The following is a 20,770-nucleotide window of genomic DNA, read 5'->3' as shown; positions in this document are numbered from 1 at the left end:
CGTTCGACAATGTCGACCGCTAGGCGGAAGCTTTCCTGGAATGGACTCCCACGTCAAGGCCGGTGACCGCCCTGTGACCCTCCCCTCGGCCGGGCAGATACCGCCAACAGGGGAGTTGGCAGCGAAACGGCCGCAAAATCGGATAAAACACCGACGGCCGGGCAGCATGCTGCCCGGCCGTCGGAGACGTCTCGAAGGGGTGCGCGGTGGCGGCTCAGAACCGCCCGGCGCCCAGGTCGCGGGAGATCGCCCGCGCCGCGCTGCGCACCGAGGCGACCAGCTGCGGGCGGACGAAGCCGTCCTCGCAGACCCGCTCGACCGCGCCGCTGATGCAGACCGCGCCGACCGGGTTGCGCCGGCGGTCCTGGATCAGCGCGCCGATCGAGGCCACCCCCTCCCAGGTCTCCTCGATCGCGTCCGCCCACCCGCGCTCGCGGATCAGCGCGCACTCGGCGTCGATGTCGCCCAGGTCCGTCAGGGTCCGCGGCGTGTGCGCCTCCAGCGGGCCTTCGCCCAGCTCACCGCGGGCCACCGGGTCGTACGCCAGCAGGACCTTGCCCAGCGCGGTGCTGTGCAGCGGGTGCATGCTGCCGACCTCCAGGACCTGCCGGGTGTCGTCGGGGCGGAAGACGTGGTGGACGATCAGCACGCCGCGCTGGTGCAGCACGCCCAGGTAGACGGTCTCGCCACTGGCCCGGGCCAGGTCGTCGGCCCAGACCAGGGCGCGGGCGCGCAACTCGTGGACGTCCAGGTAGCTCTGGCCCAGCCGCAGCAGCTCGGCACCCAGCTGGTACTTGCCGGTTTCCGGGTCCTGCTCGACGAAGCCCTCCTGCTGGAGCGTGCGCAGGATGCCGTGCGCGGTTCCCTTGGCGAGGTCGAGCGAGGTCGCGACCTCAGACAGGCCCAGCCGCCGCTCCCCGCCGGCCAGCAGACGCAGGATCGCGGCGGCTCGGGAGAGCGACTGGATCGGGCCGGGCATGGGGACCTCCACTGAAGGGCGGTCGACAATGTCGCACGGGTAGTGATGATGTCGACCGCGGGGGCATCGTCCCGAGTCTGCCAGGCCCACCCCCGCGCCCGCACGTCGCCTGCCGTTTCTCGGAGCTTTTGCCCTCGTTCGGGTACCGCACCGCTCAGATCGCCGGACTTCTCCCCAGTTCCTGTGCCAGGGCCGAGATCTGTACCGGGCCCACCCGGCAGCACCCGCCCACCAGTCGTGCCCCGTCCGCCACCCACCCCCGGGCCGGCGCCGCCAGCGCGGTCGGCGCGCCGCGCCAGGCCCGCGCCCGCGCGTCCCAGCCCTCGCCGCTGTTGGGGTAGGCCACCACCGGCTTCCCGGTGACCCGCGCCGCGATCCGCACCGCCTCGCCGACCTCCGTCGGCGCACAGCAGTTCACCCCGACGGCGACCACCTCCGGCGCCTCGGCGGCCACCGCGAACGCCTCCGCCAGCGGCTGGCCGGCCCGGGTCCGGCCGCCCGCGACGCTGTACGACAGCCAGGCCGGCACCCCCAGCCCGCGGACGCAGCGCACCAGCGCCTCCGCCTCGTCCGCGTCCGGCACCGTCTCCAGCGCCAGGACGTCCGGCCCGGCGGCGGCCAGCACCTCCAGGCGCGGCCGGTGGAACCGCTCCAGCGCGCCCACCGAGAGCCCGTACCGGCCCCGGTACTCCGACCCGTCCGCCAGCACCGCGCCGTACGGCCCGACCGAGGCCGCCACCCAGCGCGGACGGCGCGGCGCGGGCTCCCCTTCGCGCGGGTCCGCCGCCTCGCGCGCCAGCGTGACGCTCGACGCCAGCAGGCGTGCGGCCTCCGCCCGCTTGATGCCGCGCCGCGCGAACCCCCGGAAACTCGCCTGGTAGCTCGCGGAGATCACCACGTCCGCGCCCGCCGCGTAGTACGCCCGGTGCACCGCGACCAGCGCCTGCGGCGCGTCCAGCAGCAGACGCGCGGACCAGAGCGCGTCCGCAAGGTCGTACCCGGCCGCGGCCAGCTGGTTCGACAGCCCGCCGTCCAGCACCAGCGGCCCGCTCCGCAGCGCCCGCGCGAACGCGCCGTCCGGCATTGGCATCGCGACCCGCCTCCCAGCTGCTCGCCCCTGCCTCACAGTTTCCCCCGTGCTTCGCACTGTAGAACGTGGGGAGGTGTCGGTCACCGGTCCGACGGGTGCGTAACGTTGCCCTCGGACCGAGAACAACCAGAGCGCCGGAGGCTGGGTGCCATGCCCGAGCAGGACGAGCACGCGTTCCTCGCCGCCTACGATCCGCGCGCCTTCGCGCCGGTGGCCGTCACCGTCGACGTGGTCGCCCTGACGCTTCGTCAGGGTGCCTTGCACGTCCTGCTGGTGGAGCGCGGCGGCCCGCCGTTCCAGGGCGCCTGGGCGCTGCCCGGCGGCTTCCTGCGCGCCGGCGAGGAGGACCTGCACACCGCCGCCGCCCGCGAACTGGCCGAGGAGACCGGCCTCGCCGCCACCGGCACGGACGCCGCCACCCTCGGCCGGGTCCACCTGGAACAGCTGGGCACCTACGGCGCACCCGGGCGCGACCCGCGGATGCACGTGGTCTCGGTGGCCTACCTCGCCTTCGCCCCCGACCTGCCGGACCCGCAGGCCGGCACCGACGCGTCCGCCGCCGCCTGGCACCCGGCCGGCCCGCTGGTGCGCCCCGAGTCGGCGCTCAGCCTGGCCTTCGACCACGCCCGGATCCTCGCCGACGCCCTCGACCGCGCCCGCGCCAAGCTCGAGTACAGCCCGCTGGCCACCGCCTTCCTGCCCCCCGCCTTCACCGTCCCCGAACTGCGCGCCGTCTACGAGGCCGTCTGGGACGACAAGCTGCACCCCGGCAACTTCCACCGCAAGGTGCTCTCCGTCCCCGGCTTCGTCGAGAGCACCGGCGCCACCACCGAACGCGGCGGCAGCCGCGGCGGCCCCCGCGCCCGCACCTACCGCGCCGGCCCCGCCCGCCTCCTGCACCCCGCCCTGCTGCGCCCCTCCCCGCAGCGCTCCGAATCCTCCTGACCCCGCCACCCCCGCCCCGCTACCATCCCCCCATGACCACTCACGAGGCCACCGGGACCCCGTTCGCCCACTGCCACTGGTGCGGCGCCGCCTACCCGGCGGGGACGACGGGCTGGCCGCGCACCTGCACCGGCTGCGACGCGATCAGCTACCGCAACCCGCTGCCCGTGACCGTCGCCCTGCTCCCGGTCAACCGGCCCGACGGCGGCCAGAGCCTCGTGGTGATCCGCCGCACCATCGAGCCCGGCTACGGCGAACTCGCCCTCCCCGGCGGCTACGTGGACTACGGCGAGAGCTGGCAGCAGGCCGCCGTCCGCGAACTGCGCGAGGAGACCGGCATCCTGGCCCAGGCGGCCGACGTCACCCTGGTCGCCACCGACTCCGACTCCGGCGGCGGCTTCCTCTGCCTCTTCGCCCTGCTCCCCGCCCAGGAACTCGCCGCCCTGCCGCCGTCCCGGCCCACCGACGAGACCGAGGGCTGGCAGCTGATCGACACCCCGGTCGAGCTCGCCTTCCCCTTCCACACCCGGGTCTGCGCCGCCTGGTTCAAGGGCGAGTTCGCCCACCTCCGTTGAGCCGTCCATACCCCCCTGGCGCACCCGACGATCACATGGCAGGGTCTTGCACCGTCAGCACGTACCGGACGGACCGCGCCAACAGCGCTCACCCGTCCTCACCCTCGGCCGGGAGACCACCACCGTGAGCACCCCACCCCAGGACCAGACCCCAGTCGTCGCAGCTCACGCGCCCGACGAGCCGCTCTGGCGCCCCGACCCGGCCGCGGCCGCCGCCACCCAAATCGTCGCCTTCCAGGCCTGGGCCGCCGAGCACCACGGCGCACCCGCCGCCCCGCTGGCGCCGGTGGCGGACGACGCCACCGCGGCTGCCCGCTACGCCGCCCTGCACGCCTGGTCGACCGAGGACCCGGACCGCTTCTGGACCGCCGTCACCCAGTGGTTCGACGTCCGCTTCGCCACCCCGCCGCAGACCGCCCTCGCCGACGCAGCGATGCCCGGCGCCCGCTGGTTCCCCGGCGCGCGCCTCAACTACGCCGAGCACGCCCTGCGCTTCGGCGAGGACCCCGCGCACGCCGAGCGCCCGGCGATCCTGCACCTCGACGAGACGAGCACCGAGCCGCTCACCCTCACCTGGGCCGAGCTGCGCCGCCAGGTCGGCTCCCTCGCCGCCGCGCTGCGCGCCCAGGGCGTCGGCCCCGGCGACCGGGTCGGCGCCTACCTGCCGAACATCCCGCAGGCCGTCGTCGCGCTGCTGGCCACCGCCGCGGTCGGCGCGATCTGGACGTCCTGCGCCCCCGACTTCGGCGCCCGCAGCGTGCTGGACCGGTTCCAGCAGATCGAGCCCGTCGTCCTGTTCGCCGTGGACGGCTACCGCTACGGCGGCAAGGACTTCGACCGCACCGACACGGTCGCCGAGCTGCGCCGCGAACTGCCCACCGTGCGCGCCGTCGTCCACGTCCCGCTGCTCGGTTCCCCGGCCCCCGAGGGCGCCCTGCACTGGGACGACCTGACGGCGGGCGACGAGTCCCCGGTGTTCGAGCCGCTGCCCTTCGACCACCCGCTCTGGGTGCTCTACTCCTCCGGCACCACCGGCCTGCCCAAGGCCATCGTGCAGAGCCAGGGCGGCATCCTGGTCGAGCACCTCAAGCAGGCCGGCCTGCACCTGGACCTCGGTCCCGAGGACCGCTTCCTCTGGTACACGTCCACCGGCTGGATGATGTGGAACTTCCTGGTCGCCGGCCTCCTGGTCGGCGCCACCGTCGTCACCTACGACGGCAGCCCGGGCCACCCCGACACCTCCGCGCTCTGGCAGGTGGCCGCCCGCAGCAAGGCCACCGTCCTCGGCACCTCCGCCGCCTACGTGGTCGCCAGCCGCAAGGCGGACCTGCACCCCGGCCGCGACCTGGACCTCAGCGCGGTGCGCTGCCTCGGCACCACCGGCTCCCCGCTGCCGCCCGACGGCTTCCGCTGGATCTACGACGAGGTCAAGCCCGACGTCTGGCTCGCCTCAGTCAGCGGCGGCACGGACGTCTGCAGCTGCTTCGTCGGCGGCGTGCCGACCCTCCCGGTCCACCTCGGCGAGATCCAGGGGCCCTGCCTGGGCGCCGCCGTCGAGTCCTGGGACGTCAAGGGCGCGCCGCACACCGACGCGGTCGGCGAGCTGGTGGTCACCAAGCCGCTGCCCTCGATGCCCACCGGCTTCTGGAACGACCCCGACGGCGTCCGCTACCACGACAGCTACTTCGACATGTACCCCGGTATCTGGCGGCACGGCGACTGGATCACCGTCACCTCGCGCGGCACCGTGGTGATCCACGGCCGCTCCGACTCCACGCTGAACCGCCAGGGCGTCCGGATGGGCTCCTCGGACATCTACGAGGTCGTCGAACGCCTCCCCGAGATCGCCGAGTCCCTGGTGATCGGCCTGGAGGAGGACGAAGGCGGCTACTGGATGCCGCTCTTCGTCGTCCTCGCCCCCGGCGCCGTCCTCGACGACGCTCTGCGCACCCGGATCCGCAACTCGCTGCGCTCCGAGCTGTCCCCTCGCCACGTCCCCGACGAGGTCATCGCCGTCACCGGACTGCCCCACACCCTCACCGGCAAGCGCATCGAGGTCCCGGTCAAGCGCCTGCTCTCCGGCACCCCGCTGGAGCAGGCCGTCAACCCGGGCTCCGTCGACAACCTCGACCACCTGCGGTTCTTCGAGCAGCTCGGCCGCGACCGCCGCGCCTGAGGCCAACGCGAAAGGGCGCCCCACCACTGGTGAGGCGCCCTTTCCCGCGCGGTCCTACTCGCCGGACAGCACGTGCTGCGCCGCGGCGCGCGCTTCGTCCGCGCTGTCCGTGGCCCGGGCCGCCTCGGCCGCCCGCCGGCACTGCGCCAGCGTGACCTTGGCCAACGCCGCCCGGACATAGGGGATCGACGCGGCGCCCATCGACAAGCTGGTCACGCCCAGACCCGTCAGCACGCAGGCGAGCAGCGGGTCGGCAGCCGCCTCACCGCAGACGCCGCAGCTCTTGCCGGTGGCCGTCGCGGCCTCGGCCGACGCCGCGACCAGGTCGAGCAGCGCGGGCTGCCACGGGTCCTGCAGCCGGGCGAGCGAGCCGACCTGGCGGTCCGCCGCGAAGGTGTACTGCGCCAGGTCGTTGGTCCCCAGCGACAGGAACTCCACCTCCTGCAGGATCGACCGCGCGCGCAGCGCGGCGGACGGAATCTCCACCATCGCGCCGAACTTCGCCTGCAACCCCGCCTTGCGACACGCGTCCGCGAAGGCCTTGGCATCCACCCGGTCGGCCACCATCGGCGCCATCACCTCCAGGTGGACCGGCAGGCCCTCGGCCGCCTTCGCCAGTGCCCGCAGTTGGGTGTCCAGCACCTCGGGGTGCTCCAGCAACGTCCGCAGCCCGCGCACGCCGAGCGCCGGGTTCGGCTCGTCGGCCGGCGTGAGGAAGTCCAGCGGCTTGTCCGCACCGGCGTCCAGCGCCCGGACCACCACCCGGCCCTCGGGGAACGCCTCCAGCACCGTGCGGTACACCTCGACCTGCCGCTCCTCGCTCGGCGCCTTCGCGGAGTCGTCGAGGAAGAGGAACTCGGTACGGAACAGCCCGACTCCCTCGGCGCCCGCCGCCAGCGCGGCCGGCACGTCGGCCGGCCCGCCGACGTTGGCCAGCAGCGGCACCCGGTGCCCGTCCGAGGTCTGCCCCGGACCGGAGGAGGAGGCCAGCGCGGCCTTGCGCTCGGCGGCGGCCAGCCGCAGTTCGGCCTGCTTCTGCTCGCTCGGCCCGACCAGCACCTCGCCGCTGCTGCCGTCGACGGCGACGACCACACCCTCGGCCACGTCGGTCGCACCGGGCAGCGCGACCACGGCGGGCACGCCCATCGCCCGGGCCAGGATGGCGCTGTGGCTGGTCGGGCCACCCTCCTCGGTGACGAACCCGAGCACCAGCGTCGGGTCGAGCAGCGCGGTGTCGGCCGGCGCGAGGTCACGGGCGAACAGGACGTACGGCTCGTCGCTGTCCGGCACACCCGGCATCGGCACGCCGAGCAGCCGCGCGACGATCCGGTTGCGGACGTCGTCCAGGTCGGCCACCCGGCCCGCCAGGTATTCGCCCGCCGAGGCCAGCAGCGCGCGGTAGGCGGCGAACGCGTCGTAGACGCCGCGCTCGGCGCTGCTGCCGACGGTGATCCGGCGCTGGACGTCCGCCATCAGCTCGGGGTCCTGTGCCATCAGGGCCTGGGCCTCCAGCACCCCCTGCGCCTCGCCGCCGGCCAGGTTGCCGCGCGCGATCAGGTCGGCGGCCACCGCGTCCACGGCCTGCTGGGCACGGGCCTGCTCGCGCGGCGCGTCCTCGCTCGGGATCTGGGTGGCCGGCGGCTCCAGCACCGCGGTCCCCATGTGCCGCACCTGGCCGATCGCGACCCCGTGACTGACACCTACGCCGCGCAGCGTCCTGTCCATTGCTTCATTCCTCTCACCTGGCTCTGGGCCTGGATGTGCTGAACCGTCCCACGAGAGCACGTGGGACGGTGCGCTGTCCGCGCTTGTGGGGTGCTGCTCAGTTCCAGGTGAAGAGGTCGTCGCCGCTGGCGACGTCACCCGACTCGGCGACCGCGCCGAGCGCGTCGGCCGCGGCCTCCAGGGCCACGATCGGGGAGATCGGAGACTTGCCCGCTGCCTCGACGGCGGCCGGGTTCCAGTTGATCACCGGCTGACCGCGCTTCACCTGGTCCCCCTTGTTCACCAGGAGCTCGAAGCCCTCGCCGTTGAGCTGGACGGTGTCGATCCCGAGGTGGGTGAGCACCCCGTGCCCGTCGGCGTCCATCACGACGAACGCGTGCGGGTGCATCGAGACGACGAGACCGTCCACGGGCGCGACGGCCGAGGTCGGCTCGCGCACCGGGTCGATGGCGGTGCCGGGGCCCACCATCGCGCCGGAGAATACGGGGTCGGGCACGGCAGCGAGCCCAACGGCGCGGCCGCTCAGCGGCGACGTCACAGTGGTCATGGAGGAGCCTCCCAGGTGCGGAGTACAGCGAGCTGCCGCAGGCAGCGGCGGGATGATCGTCTGAAGCCTAAATCATGTCAAGGTCGGACATCTCGTGACAGAAGGCACCGCAGACCCGAGCGCCTGTGCCCGACACGCCGAGGTCGACTCGCCGTCGGTCACAGGCCCGATCCCGGGCCGGTCAGGCCACTTCCGCCTCCAAGTGGTCTAGTCCTCTTGGTCGACGCGCCGCACTCTACGGCATACGGGTGAGCCCGACGCCCGCCCCGGCGCGCCACCGCGCGAGGTACTGGCCGAGCGCTGGGTGAGGGTCCACGATGCTCGATTAGGCGCACCGGCCCGGACGGGCTATCGTTGCTCAGGTCGCCGCGAGGTGATGGTGAATGCAGCGAGTCGGCAACGTGAATCTCCGGTGAAACGGAGTGAAACAAGTCTGATACGCTGAGGACACGAAGAACGAAGCGCCCGGAGATGCTGCGAAAGCAGTTCGAAGGAAGTGTCCGTTCCTTGAGAACTCAACAGCGTGCCAAAAGTCAACGCCAGATATGTTGACATCCCCGGCCTCGGTCTTTGATCGGGGTTGGAGATTCCTTTTGAAGTAAGACACAGCGAGGACGCAGTGCACGTAGCCACCCTATTCCGGTGGTTGTCGTGCCGCTCAACGCGGGTGTTGAGCCCGATTACGGGCAGACATTCACGGAGAGTTTGATCCTGGCTCAGGACGAACGCTGGCGGCGTGCTTAACACATGCAAGTCGAACGATGAAGCCTTCGGGTGGATTAGTGGTGAACGGGTGAGTAACACGTGGGAAATCTGCCCTGCACTCTGGGACAAGCCTTGGAAACGAGGTCTAATACCGGATATGACCTGTCCTCGCATGGGGGTGGGTGGAAAGCTCCGGCGGTGCAGGATGATCCCGCGGCCTATCAGCTTGTTGGTGGGGTAATGGCCTACCAAGGCGACGACGGGTAGCCGGCCTGAGAGGGCGACCGGCCACACTGGGACTGAGACACGGCCCAGACTCCTACGGGAGGCAGCAGTGGGGAATATTGCACAATGGGCGAAAGCCTGATGCAGCGACGCCGCGTGAGGGATGAAGGCCTTCGGGTCGTAAACCTCTTTCAGCAGGGAAGAAGCGCAAGTGACGGTACCTGCAGAAGAAGCACCGGCTAACTACGTGCCAGCAGCCGCGGTAATACGTAGGGTGCGAGCGTTGTCCGGAATTATTGGGCGTAAAGAGCTCGTAGGCGGCTTGTCACGTCGGATGTGAAAGCCCGGGGCTTAACCCCGGGTCTGCATTCGATACGGGCAGGCTAGAGTGTGGTAGGGGAGATCGGAATTCCTGGTGTAGCGGTGAAATGCGCAGATATCAGGAGGAACACCGGTGGCGAAGGCGGATCTCTGGGCCATTACTGACGCTGAGGAGCGAAAGCGTGGGGAGCGAACAGGATTAGATACCCTGGTAGTCCACGCCGTAAACGGTGGGAACTAGGTGTTGGCGACATTCCACGTCGTCGGTGCCGCAGCTAACGCATTAAGTTCCCCGCCTGGGGAGTACGGCCGCAAGGCTAAAACTCAAAGGAATTGACGGGGGCCCGCACAAGCAGCGGAGCATGTGGCTTAATTCGACGCAACGCGAAGAACCTTACCAAGGCTTGACATATACCGGAAACGGCCAGAGATGGTCGCCCCCTTGTGGTCGGTATACAGGTGGTGCATGGTTGTCGTCAGCTCGTGTCGTGAGATGTTGGGTTAAGTCCCGCAACGAGCGCAACCCTTGTTCTGTGTTGCCAGCATGCCTTTCGGGGTGATGGGGACTCACAGGAGACTGCCGGGGTCAACTCGGAGGAAGGTGGGGACGACGTCAAATCATCATGCCCCTTATGTCTTGGGCTGCACACGTGCTACAATGGTCGGTACAAAGGGCTGCGATGCCGCGAGGCGGAGCGAATCCCAAAAAGCCGGCCTCAGTTCGGATTGGGGTCTGCAACTCGACCCCATGAAGTTGGAGTTGCTAGTAATCGCAGATCAGCATGCTGCGGTGAATACGTTCCCGGGCCTTGTACACACCGCCCGTCACGTCACGAAAGTCGGTAACACCCGAAGCCGGTGGCCTAACCCGTAAGGGGAGGAGCCGTCGAAGGTGGGACCAGCGATTGGGACGAAGTCGTAACAAGGTAGCCGTACCGGAAGGTGCGGCTGGATCACCTCCTTTCTAAGGAGCACATAGCCAGACCTGGGCGAATGTCCCGGGTTGGTTGCTCATGGGTGGAACGTTGACTATTCGGCACACACGGTTGGTTGTTACCAGTACTGCACTTCGGTGCGTGGAACGTTTCAGCGGGTCGGGTGTGTCGGGCACGTTGTTGGGTCCTGAGGGAACGGCCGTATGGCTGGTACCTCTGGAGCCGGTCCCACGGACATTGCCTCATTTTTGGGGTTGTGTAGGTGGGTGTCTGGTCGTTGTTTGAGAACTGCACAGTGGACGCGAGCATCTGTGGCCAAGTTTTTAAGGGCGCACGGTGGATGCCTTGGCACTAGGAACCGATGAAGGACGTGGGAGGCCACGATAGTCCCCGGGGAGCCGTCAACCAGGCTTTGATCCGGGGGTTTCCGAATGGGGAAACCCGGCAGTCGTCATGGGCTGTCACCCATACCTGAACACATAGGGTATGTGGAGGGAACGAGGGGAAGTGAAACATCTCAGTACCCTCAGGAAGAGAAAACAACCGTGATTCCGGGAGTAGTGGCGAGCGAAACCGGATGAGGCTAAACCGTATTGGTGTGATACCCGGCAGGGGTTGCCAATGCGGGGTCGTGGGAAAGTTCTTCAGTCGTCTGCCGGCGGCTGGGTGAGTCAGAAACCGTATGGGTAGTCGAAGGACATGCGAAAGGTCCGGCGTAGAGGGTAAGACCCCCGTAGACGAAATCTGTACGGCTCACTTGAGCTTCTCCCAAGTAGCACGGAGCCCGAGAAATTCCGTGTGAATCTGGCGGGACCACCCGCTAAGCCTAAATATTCCCTAGTGACCGATAGCGGATAGTACCGTGAGGGAATGGTGAAAAGTACCGCGGGAGCGGAGTGAAATAGTACCTGAAACCGTGTGCCTACAAGCCGTGGGAGCGTCGGACACCAGCTTGCTGTGTGTCTCGTGACTGCGTGCCTTTTGAAGAATGAGCCTGCGAGTTTGCGGTGTGTAGCGAGGTTAACCCGTGTGGGGTAGCCGTAGCGAAAGCGAGTCCGAATAGGGCGGTTGAGTTGCATGCCCAAGACCCGAAGCGGAGTGATCTAGCCATGGGCAGGTTGAAGCGGAGGTAAGACTTCGTGGAGGACCGAACCCACCAGGGTTGAAAACCTGGGGGATGACCTGTGGTTAGGGGTGAAAGGCCAATCAAACTCCGTGATAGCTGGTTCTCCCCGAAATGCATTTAGGTGCAGCGTCACGTGTTTCTTGCCGGAGGTAGAGCACTGGATAGGCGATGGGCCTCACCGGGTTACTGACCTTAGCCAAACTCCGAATGCCGGTAAGTGAGAGCGTGGCAGTGAGACTGTGGGGGATAAGCTCCATGGTCGAGAGGGAAACAGCCCAGAACACCGACTAAGGTCCCTAAGCGTGTGCTAAGTGGGAAAGGATGTGGAGTCGCACAGACAACCAGGAGGTTGGCTTAGAAGCAGCCATCCTTGAAAGAGTGCGTAATAGCTCACTGGTCAAGTGATTCCGCGCCGACAATGTAGCGGGGCTCAAGCACACCACCGAAGTCGTGTCATTGCAGCAATACTCCCAACGGGGGCTGTGATGGGTAGGGGAGCGTCGTGTGCCGGGTGAAGCAGCGGAGGAATCCAGTTGTGGACGGTTCACGAGTGAGAATGCAGGCATGAGTAGCGATACAAGAGTGGGAAACTCTTGCGCCGATTGACCAAGGGTTCCTGGGTCAAGCTGATCTGCCCAGGGTAAGTCGGGACCTAAGGCGAGGCCGACAGGCGTAGTCGATGGACAACGGGTTGATATTCCCGTACCCGCTTTGAAGCGCCAACGTCGAACCTCTGAATGCTAAAGCCGCGAAGCCGGCCTGGAGTCTTCGGACGAAGGGACGTGGTGGAGCCGCTGGCCCAACAGGGTAGTAGGTGAGCGATGGGGTGACGCAGGAAGGTAGTCCAGCCCGGGCGGTGGTTGTCCCGGGGTAAGGGTGTAGGCCGAGTGATAGGCAAATCCGTCACTCATTGAGGCTGAGACCTGATGCCGAGCCGATTGTGGTGAAGTGGATGATCCTATGCTGTCGAGAAAAGCCTCTAGCGAGTTTCATGGCGGCCCGTACCCCAAACCGACTCAGGTGGTCAGGTAGAGAATACCGAGGCGTTCGGGTGAACTATGGTTAAGGAACTCGGCAAAATGCCCCCGTAACTTCGGGAGAAGGGGGGCCACGCCTGGTGATGGAATTTACTTCCTGAGCTGGGGGTGGCCGCAGAGACCAGCGAGAAGCGACTGTTTACTAAAAACACAGGTCCGTGCGAAGCCGTAAGGCGATGTATACGGACTGACGCCTGCCCGGTGCTGGAACGTTAAGGGGACCGGTTAGTCTAGTTTCGACTAGGCGAAGCTGAGAACTTAAGCGCCAGTAAACGGCGGTGGTAACTATAACCATCCTAAGGTAGCGAAATTCCTTGTCGGGTAAGTTCCGACCTGCACGAATGGCGTAACGACTTCTCGACTGTCTCAACCATAGGCCCGGTGAAATTGCATTACGAGTAAAGATGCTCGTTTCGCGCAGCAGGACGGAAAGACCCCGGGACCTTTACTATAGCTTGATATTGGTGTTCGGTTCGGCTTGTGTAGGATAGGTGGGAGACTGTGAAGCGGCAACGCCAGTTGTCGTGGAGTCGACGTTGAAATACCACTCTGGTCGTGCTGGATGTCTAACCTAGGTCCGTGATCCGGATCAGGGACAGTGTCTGGTGGGTAGTTTAACTGGGGCGGTTGCCTCCTAAAGAGTAACGGAGGCGCCCAAAGGTTCCCTCAGCCTGGTTGGCAATCAGGTGTTGAGTGTAAGTGCACAAGGGAGCTTGACTGTGAGACCGACGGGTCGAGCAGGTGCGAAAGCAGGGACTAGTGATCCGGCGGTGGCTTGTGGAAGCGCCGTCGCTCAACGGATAAAAGGTACCCCGGGGATAACAGGCTGATCTTCCCCAAGAGTCCATATCGACGGGATGGTTTGGCACCTCGATGTCGGCTCGTCGCATCCTGGGGCTGGAGTAGGTCCCAAGGGTTGGGCTGTTCGCCCATTAAAGCGGTACGCGAGCTGGGTTTAGAACGTCGTGAGACAGTTCGGTCCCTATCCGCTGTGCGCGTAGGAATATTGAGAAGGGCTGTCCCTAGTACGAGAGGACCGGGACGGACGAACCTCTGGTGTGCCAGTTGTCCTGCCAAGGGCATGGCTGGTTGGCTACGTTCGGGAGGGATAACCGCTGAAAGCATCTAAGCGGGAAGCCTGCTTCGAGATGAGTATTCCCACCTCCTTGAGAGGGTAAGGCTCCCAGTAGACGACTGGGTTGATAGGCCGGATGTGGAAGCCCAGTAATGGGTGGAGCTGACCGGTACTAATAGGCCGAGGGCTTGTCCTCAGTTGCTCGCGTCCACTGTGTTGTTCTGAAACAACGACCCCACCTCGTGGCCATGGGGTGGTGCGGTTGACAGTTTCATAGTGTTTCGGTGGTCATAGCGTGAGGGAAACGCCCGGTTACATTCCGAACCCGGAAGCTAAGCCTCACAGCGCCGATGGTACTGCAGGGGGGACCCTGTGGGAGAGTAGGACGCCGCCGAACAATCATTCCAGGTAACCCCCATCCGAGAAATCGGGTGGGGGTTACCTGCGTTTCCGGACCGTTTTCGGGGCTGTGAGTGTCGCTCGCATCGGCGGCGGCCGGGTAAAGTCGGCCCAGCACCATCGTCGTACCGGACAGGAGGCCCCCCGGGTGGAGGTCCAGGAGACGCGCGTCCAGACCGATCGCGTCCTCACCATCCCCAACCTGCTGAGCATGGCCCGCCTGGTCGGCGTTCCCGTGTTCCTCTGGCTGATTCTCTGGCCGCAGTTCGGCGGGCCCAACCACGACGGCTGGGCCGTGGCGATTCTGATGGCCAGCGGCATCAGCGACTACCTCGACGGGAAGCTCGCCCGGAGGTGGGGTCAGGTCAGCCGGCTCGGACAGCTGCTGGATCCGGCGGCGGACCGGCTCTACGTCGTCTCCACCTTGGTGGGCCTGACGTGGCGGGGGATCCTGCCCTGGTGGGTGACGGCGATCCTGGTGGCCCGTGAGGCCTTCGTCCTCGGCGTGCTGTTGATCCTGCGTCGGCACGACTACGGCCCGCTCCAGGTCACTTTTCTCGGCAAGGCGGCAACGTTCAATCTGATGTACGCCTTTCCGCTTCTGCTGCTGGGGCAGGGCGACGGCTGGTTCCACACCACGACCGCGGTCGTCAGCTGGGCCTTCATCTGGTGGGGAACGGTCCTCTACTGGTGGGCCGGCATCCTCTATGCCGTCCAGGCGCGGCAGATCATCAAGGCCGACGCTGTGGCGATTGGCTGACACGCCGTAACCGCGTCGCAGTTAAATCGTCCATCCGCGCGTCGGATCATTTTTGCCGGGTAGAGGAGTCCTGGAACGGTTTGATGGACGACGAGTCCATTGCCGCGAAGGAGGACGCACCCGCAATGAAAGCCGTTGTGATGGCAGGAGGCGAGGGAACTCGTCTCCGCCCGATGACTTCGAGTATGCCGAAGCCGCTTCTGCCCGTCGCCAACCGGCCGATCATGGAACACGTGCTGAGACTGCTGAAGCGGCATGGCCTCACTGACACCGTCGTGACCGTCCAGTTCCTGGCCTCCCTGGTCAAGAACTACTTCGGTGACGGTGAGGACCTGGGGATGAACCTCACCTACGCCAACGAGGAAGTCCCGCTCGGTACGGCCGGCAGCGTCAAGAACGCCGAGGACGCCCTACGGGACGACTCCTTTCTGGTGATCTCCGGGGACGCGCTCACCGATTTCGATCTTTCCGAGTTGATCGCTTTTCACCGTCGCAAGGGCGCGCTCGTCACCGTCTGTCTCACCAGGGTTCCCGATCCGTTGGAATTCGGTATCACGATCGTCGACGACGAGGGCCGGGTGGAGCGCTTCCTGGAGAAGCCCACCTGGGGCCAGGTCTTCTCCGACACGGTGAACACCGGCATCTATGTCATGGAGCCGGAGGTCTTCGGCTATGTGGCCGCCGGGCAGTCGGTGGACTGGTCGAGTGACGTCTTCCCGCAGCTGCTCAAGGAGGGCAAGCCGGTCTTCGGTTATGTCGCCGAGGGCTACTGGGAGGACGTCGGCACGCACGAGAGCTACGGCAAGGCCCAGGCGGACGTGCTCGACGGCAAGGTCGAGGTCGAGCTGGACGGCTTCGAGATCTCGCCGGGGGTCTGGGTGGCCGAGGGTGCCGAGGTCGATCCGGAGGCGATCCTTCGTGGTCCGCTCTACATCGGCGACTATGCCAAGGTCGAGGCCGGCGTCGAGTTGCGCGAGCACACCGTGCTCGGCAGCAACGTGGTCGTCAAGCGGGGTGCCTTCCTGCACAAGGCGGTGATCCACGACAACGTCTACATCGGCCCGCAGACCAACCTGCGCGGCTGCGTGGTCGGGAAGAACACCGACGTGATGCGCGCGGCCCGGATCGAGGACGGCGCGGTCATCGGCGACGAGTGCCTGATCGGCGAGGAGTCGATCATCGCCGGCGGCGTCCGGGTCTATCCGTTCAAGACCATCGAGGCCGGCGCCTTCGTCAACACCTCCGTGATCTGGGAGTCCCGGGGTCAGGAGCACCTCTTCGGGGCCCGCGGGGTGTCCGGCATCCTCAACGTCGAGATCACCCCGGAGCTGGCCGTGCGGCTGGCCGGGGCGTACGCGACCACGCTCAAGAAGGGCGCCAGCGTCACCATCGCGCGTGACCACTCCAGGGGTGCCCGTGCGCTCAAACGAGCGATGATCTCGGCGTTGCAGACCAGTGCCATCGACGTCCGGGACCTGGAGAACGTCCCGTTGCCGGTCGCGCGCCAGCACACCGCGCGAGGCAGCGCGGGCGGCATCTTCCTGCGGACCACGCCCGGGGTTCCGGACTCGCTCGACATCCTGTTCTTCGACGAGCGCGGCGCCGACCTCTCGCAGGCCGGTCAGCGCAAGCTCGACCGGGTCTACGCACGCCAGGAGTACCGCCGTGCCTTCCCCGGGGAGATCGGCGACCTGACCTTCCCGTCCAGCGTCTTCGACTCCTACGCAGGCAACCTGTTGCGGGCGATCGACACCACCGGGGTACGGGAGGCCGGGCTCAAGGTGGTGGTGGACACCGCGCACGGCAGCGCAGGCCTGGTGCTGCCGAGCATCCTGGGACGCCTGGGAGTGGAGGCCCTGACCGTCAGCGGCGGTCTGGACGAGGCCAGGCCGACCGAGGACGCCGAGGAGCGGCGGGCCGGTCTGGCCAGGCTGGGCGCCCTGGTTGCGTCCTCCCGGGCCGCGTTCGGCGTGCGCTTCGACCCGGTCGGCGAGCGGGTCTCCTTCGTGGACGAGCTCGGCCGGGTGATCGAGGACGACCGGGCGCTGCTGGTCCTGCTCGACCTGGTGGCGGCCGAACGGCGCAGCGGGCAGGTGGCACTGCCGGTGACCACCACGCGGATCGCCGAGCAGGTGGCGGCGTACCACGGCACCCAGGTCTGCTGGACGTCCACGTCACCGGACGATCTGGCCAAGGCCGCCGCGGCCGAGGAGACGATCTTCGGCGGCGACGGGCGCGGAGGGTTCGTCGTCCCGGAGTTCAGCGGCCTGTTGGACGGTGCCGCAGCCTTCGTCCGGCTGGTGGGGCTGGTGGCACGCACGCAGCTGACCCTGAGCCAGATCGACGCACGGATCCCGCACGCCCACATGCAGCGGCGCGACATCGCGACGCCGTGGGCGGCCAAGGGCATGGTGATGCGCTCGGTGGTCGAGGCGGCCGGGAACAGGCGGCTGGACACCACGGACGGTGTCCGGGTCGTCGAGCCCGACGGGCGCTGGACCCTGGTGTTGCCCGACCCGGCGGAGGCGACCACCCACCTGTGGGCTGAGGGCCCCGACGACGAGGCCACCCAGGGCCTGCTGGACGAGTGGGCGGCCGTGGTGAACAGCGCGGGCCGCTAGGCCGTGTCGGCCTAGGCCGAGCCGAACAGAGCAGGTCCCCCGAGGTCCGGACCCTCGGGGGACCTGCTCTGTTCGGGGGGTGTTCACAAGCGGCTCCGGAGCCATGGGACGATGTCCGGCATGCCAGCGAAGCGACCACCGAGCGACCGGGACGGACGGTTTGCCCGCCCCGACGCCTCGATGTCCTTGCTGACCAACGTGATGGACCACAGCCTGGACGAGGGCTACGCCGAGGCCGCCCGGGCCCGCGGCGCCGTGGGCAGCAGCCGGATGCCCACGTCCACCAGGGGCCGGCTGGTGCTCGCGCTCGGCCTGGCCCTGGTGACCGTGGTGGTGACCATCAGCGCGGTCAACGCCAACGAGGCGGCCCCGACGCTGGCCAAGGAGCGTGACGCGCTCGCCCAGCGGGTCACCGACGAGACCGCGGCTGCCGACAAGCTGCAGCGCCAGGTGGAGGCGTTGCGCACCCAGGTCGAGCAGGCGCAGCAGCGGGCCCTGAAGTCGGCCGGCGGCGACGGCGCGCTCGCGGATCTCGCGGGATCGGTCGGCACGGGGGCGCTCCACGGGCCGGGCCTCAAGCTGCTGGTCGACGACGCGGCTGGCACCGACGACAGCAGCGCCGTGAATCCGCGCACCACCGACGGCTTCGGCGGGGGACGGCTGCACGACCGGGACCTGCAGCTGATCGTCAACGGGCTGTGGCAGGCCCGGGCGGAGGCGGTCTCGATCAACGGGCAGCGGCTGACCGCGCTCTCCGCGATACGCGCGGCCGGGGACGCCATCCTGGTGGACAACCGGCCCCTCGTGCCGCCGTACACCGTGCTCGCCATCGGTGACTCCAAGCAGCTGAGCTCGGACTTCCAGAGCGGGCCGGGCGGTCAGTACCTGAAGGTCCTGCAGACCAGCTACGGCATCAAGTACACCGTCACCGCGCAGCGCTCGCTGGACCTGCCGGCCGCGGTGGGCTTCACGCTGCGCCTGGCCCAGCCCGACACCGCCTCGCCGTCCGCCCCTCCCGGCCCTTCCCCGACAGGAGCATCAACACCGTGATCGCCGTACTGGGCCTTGTCGCCGGCGTCGTCGTAGGGCTCTTCGCCCAGCCGGAGGTGCCGAGCGCCGTCGTCCCCTACCTGCCGATCGCCGTGGTGGCCGCGCTGGACGCGGTCTTCGGCGGGGTGCGGGCGATGCTGGACGGAACCTTCGACGACAAGGTCTTCGTGGTCTCCTTCCTGTCCAACGTGGTGGTGGCCGGTCTGATCGTCTTCCTGGGTGACCAGCTGGGCGTCGGCTCGCAGCTGTCGACCGGGGTCGTCGTGGTGCTCGGGATCCGGATCTTCTCGAACGCGGCGGCCATCCGGCGCCACGTGTTCCGAGCCTGAGCCCGGGGTTGCCGCAGATGACCAAGGACGTGATGGACCAGGACGACGAGGCGCGCGAGCTGCCGGCTCCCGCGCCTGCTGCCGACGAGCCTGCCGGCGAGACGTCCGAGGAGCCCGAGCAGGAGGCGTCCGGGGAGGCGGAGGAGGCCGAGCCTCAGCCTGAGGTCGAGCCTGAGGTCGAGGAGCCTGTGCCTGGGACGGCCGAAGAGGCCCCCACGGTGCCCACAGAGCCCATAGAGGCCCCCGAGGCCGCTGGGGTCGTCGCGCCCGTTGCCGTGCCGTCGGACGGCCGTCGGCGGCTGCGGGCCGCTCTCTGGCCGCCGCGGGTATCGCGTGGGCAGCTGGTGGTGGCCCTGCTGCTCTTCTCGCTCGGCCTCGGCCTGGCCATCCAGGTCCGTTCCACCAACGACCACAGCGCCCTGCGGGGCGCCCGCCAGGACGACCTGGTCCGCATCCTGGACGAGCTGGACAGCCGCCAGCAGCGGCTTCAGCAGGAGAAGGCCCAACTCGACCAGTCCTACGCCCAGTTGGAGAACAGCTCGAACCAGGCGAAAGAGGCCCAGCAGCAGACCGGCCAGAAAGCGGCGGAGCTGGGGGTGCTGGCGGGTACGGTGAAGGCGAGCGGACCGGGAATCGTACTGACGGTCGATGACCCGCAGGGGCAGGTCAAGGCAGATATGCTGCTGGACACCCTGCAGGAACTCCGAGCAGCGGGGGCGGAGGCGATTCAGATCAACGATGTCCGTGTGGTGGCCGACACCTACTTCACCGACGTGCCGTCAGGCGGCGTCCAGATCGACGGCAAGGGCGTGGCACAGCCCTACCGCTTCACGGTGATCGGCAATGCGCAGGATCTGACGCCGGCCCTGAACATCCCCGGCGGCATCGTGCGCACCCTGGAGCGGGAGCAGGTGGGCACGTCGATCGTCGCTCAGCAGAAGGTGACCGTGGACGCGCTGGCCGCGCCCCGGCCGCCGCAGTACGGCAAGCCGGCGGCGAAGTGACGGGCCGCCCGTCTGGGCTGACACTCCGTCGGCCCCAAGGCCTCTCACCTGCGAGAGGACCCCGGTGCGGAGCGCACCGAGCCCGTCGGCCACACTGTCCTGTACCACTTTCGCAGTCCCGGCCCGACGCCGGGCCGGCCGCCTGTCCGAGGTTCTCACCCTGCCCCGCGGGCGGGTCTGTTTCACGCAAGGGGATTCGCCCGTGAGTCTGTTCTCGAAGCTGTTCGGTCGTAAGAACCGCCGTGGCGCGGCGGTGGAGATGCCCACCGCGCGTCACCGCCGGGACGAGGAGGACCCCGGCATGGTGCCGGGCATGCGGGGCGCGCCGCAGGACGACTACCAGGCGGCCGGTGAACGTCCGCTCTTCCGTGACGGCGGCTACGGCGCGTCGGTTGACCCTTCGGGTTCGCCGCGCATAGGTTTCCAGTCAGGACCCTCAACCTCTGGTGGAGGGTTTGCCCCGGATCCCTACGCCGGGCATGTCCCAGGGGGACTGCCGCGCCAGGAGGCTGCGAACATGACCGGCCCGTTCCTCTGCGCTCGGTGCGGCACCCAGAACCCGGCCTCGGCCCGGTTCTGCAACAACTGCGGATCGCCGCTGCGCAGCCCCGGTGCCCCGGAGCTGCCGGCCGAGACCACCTCGACCATCTCGATCTCCGGCCTGGAGTCGTACGACCCGCACGCCACGGGCACGGGCACCACCCCGGCGCTCTCGTCCGAGGTGCTGGCCGCCATCGACGCCCTCCCGCCGGGCTCCGCGCTGCTGATCGTGCAGCGCGGCCCGAACTCGGGCAGCCGCTTCCTCCTGGATGCGGACATCACCACGGCGGGCCGGCACCCGCAGGGCGACATCTTCCTCGACGACGTCACCGTCTCGCGCCGGCACGTGGAGTTCCGCCGCCAGCCCGGTGGCTTCTCGGTGGCCGACGTCGGCAGCCTGAACGGGACGTACGTCAACCGTGAGCGGATCGACGAGGTCGGTCTGAACAACGGCGACGAGGTGCAGATCGGCAAGTACCGCCTGGTGTTCTTCGCAGGTCCGCACCGGTACTAGAACCTGGGTACGGTCCGGGCCCGTCGGGCCCGGACCGCAGTCCGGTCGCACTGAAGGCGGGGGTCCCTCACCACGACGTCGGCAGGAGAGCC

13 protein-coding genes and 3 rRNA genes are annotated in these 20,770 nt (G+C 68.2%); 12 read left to right on the top strand and 4 right to left on the bottom strand.

Annotation, left to right across the window (positions count from 1 at the left end):
- Positions 1–214: 214 nt before the first annotated feature.
- Both BS80_RS03780 and mmuM read right to left on the bottom strand, forming a co-directional pair.
- Positions 215–979 (bottom strand): IclR family transcriptional regulator, encoded by a 765-nt coding sequence (locus BS80_RS03780; RefSeq protein WP_035792515.1) that lies wholly within the window; start codon positions 977–979, stop codon positions 215–217.
- Between the two features lie 154 nt (positions 980–1,133).
- Positions 1,134–2,069, bottom strand: coding sequence for a homocysteine S-methyltransferase (mmuM, locus tag BS80_RS03775; RefSeq protein ID WP_232246332.1), 936 nt, complete (start codon positions 2,067–2,069; stop codon positions 1,134–1,136).
- 150 nt (positions 2,070–2,219) lie between these two features.
- Between mmuM and BS80_RS03770 the strand changes: the two genes are divergently transcribed.
- The 3 genes from BS80_RS03770 (at position 2,220) to BS80_RS03760 (ending at position 5,765) form a co-directional block, all read left to right on the top strand.
- On the top strand, positions 2,220–3,014 hold the full coding sequence (locus BS80_RS03770) for an NUDIX hydrolase (protein ID WP_035792511.1): 795 nt from the start codon (positions 2,220–2,222) through the stop codon (positions 3,012–3,014).
- Between the two features lie 32 nt (positions 3,015–3,046).
- The gene (locus tag BS80_RS03765; protein ID WP_035792509.1) at positions 3,047–3,589 is read left to right on the top strand and encodes an NUDIX domain-containing protein; all 543 of its coding nucleotides are present in this window, start codon (positions 3,047–3,049) and stop codon (positions 3,587–3,589) included.
- Positions 3,590–3,713: 124 nt separating this feature from the next.
- A complete protein-coding gene (locus tag BS80_RS03760) occupies positions 3,714–5,765 on the top strand; it encodes an acetoacetate--CoA ligase (protein WP_035792507.1) in 2,052 nt (683 codons plus the stop codon).
- A 54-nt stretch (positions 5,766–5,819) separates the two neighbouring features.
- On the opposite strand, the gene ptsP is transcribed toward BS80_RS03760, so the two are convergent.
- Positions 5,820–7,490: a phosphoenolpyruvate--protein phosphotransferase gene (ptsP, locus tag BS80_RS03755; RefSeq protein ID WP_035792504.1), complete on the bottom strand. Its 1,671-nt coding sequence runs from the start codon at positions 7,488–7,490 to the stop codon at positions 5,820–5,822.
- Positions 7,491–7,587: 97 nt separating this feature from the next.
- Positions 7,588–8,037 (bottom strand): PTS sugar transporter subunit IIA, encoded by a 450-nt coding sequence (locus BS80_RS03750; RefSeq protein ID WP_035792501.1) that lies wholly within the window; start codon positions 8,035–8,037, stop codon positions 7,588–7,590.
- A gap of 693 nt (positions 8,038–8,730) precedes the next feature.
- On the opposite strand from BS80_RS03750, the gene BS80_RS03745 reads away from it, so the two are divergent.
- The 9 genes from BS80_RS03745 to BS80_RS38990 all read left to right on the top strand — a co-directional run bounded on the left by BS80_RS03745 (position 8,731) and on the right by BS80_RS38990 (position 20,678).
- Positions 8,731–10,252: ribosomal RNA gene (locus BS80_RS03745) — 16S ribosomal RNA — on the top strand.
- A gap of 284 nt (positions 10,253–10,536) precedes the next feature.
- Positions 10,537–13,657, top strand: a 23S ribosomal RNA gene (locus tag BS80_RS03740).
- A gap of 84 nt (positions 13,658–13,741) precedes the next feature.
- Positions 13,742–13,858: ribosomal RNA gene (gene rrf / locus BS80_RS03735) — 5S ribosomal RNA — on the top strand.
- The 16S, 23S and 5S rRNA genes sit together here, the layout of an rRNA operon.
- Positions 13,859–14,008: 150 nt before the next feature.
- Positions 14,009–14,620 carry a CDP-alcohol phosphatidyltransferase family protein gene (locus BS80_RS03730; protein ID WP_035792497.1) on the top strand — a complete coding sequence of 204 codons (612 nt, stop codon included), beginning with the start codon at positions 14,009–14,011 and terminating at the stop codon, positions 14,618–14,620.
- Between the two features lie 125 nt (positions 14,621–14,745).
- Positions 14,746–17,241: a mannose-1-phosphate guanyltransferase gene (locus tag BS80_RS03725; RefSeq protein WP_035792494.1), complete on the top strand. Its 2,496-nt coding sequence runs from the start codon at positions 14,746–14,748 to the stop codon at positions 17,239–17,241.
- A gap of 111 nt (positions 17,242–17,352) precedes the next feature.
- The gene (locus BS80_RS03720) at positions 17,353–18,291 is read left to right on the top strand and encodes a DUF881 domain-containing protein (protein WP_083974157.1); all 939 of its coding nucleotides are present in this window, start codon (positions 17,353–17,355) and stop codon (positions 18,289–18,291) included.
- On the top strand, positions 18,288–18,620 hold the full coding sequence (locus tag BS80_RS03715; RefSeq protein ID WP_035792488.1) for a small basic family protein: 333 nt from the start codon (positions 18,288–18,290) through the stop codon (positions 18,618–18,620). Before BS80_RS03720 ends, BS80_RS03715 begins: the two co-directional genes overlap by 4 nt.
- 17 nt (positions 18,621–18,637) lie before the next feature.
- The gene (locus tag BS80_RS03710) at positions 18,638–19,624 is read left to right on the top strand and encodes a DUF881 domain-containing protein (protein WP_232246330.1); all 987 of its coding nucleotides are present in this window, start codon (positions 18,638–18,640) and stop codon (positions 19,622–19,624) included.
- 202 nt (positions 19,625–19,826) lie between these two features.
- Entirely contained in the window at positions 19,827–20,678 is an 852-nt protein-coding gene (locus BS80_RS38990) for an FHA domain-containing protein (protein WP_083974155.1), read from the top strand.
- The last annotated feature ends 92 nt before the right edge of the window (positions 20,679–20,770 follow it).

The sequence above is a fragment of the Kitasatospora mediocidica KCTC 9733 genome, assembly GCF_000744225.1.
Classification (GTDB): Bacteria; Actinomycetota; Actinomycetes; order Streptomycetales; family Streptomycetaceae; genus Kitasatospora; species Kitasatospora mediocidica.
Note: the sequence above shows the minus strand (reverse complement) of the source record. Positions and strands in the feature narration are given on the sequence as shown.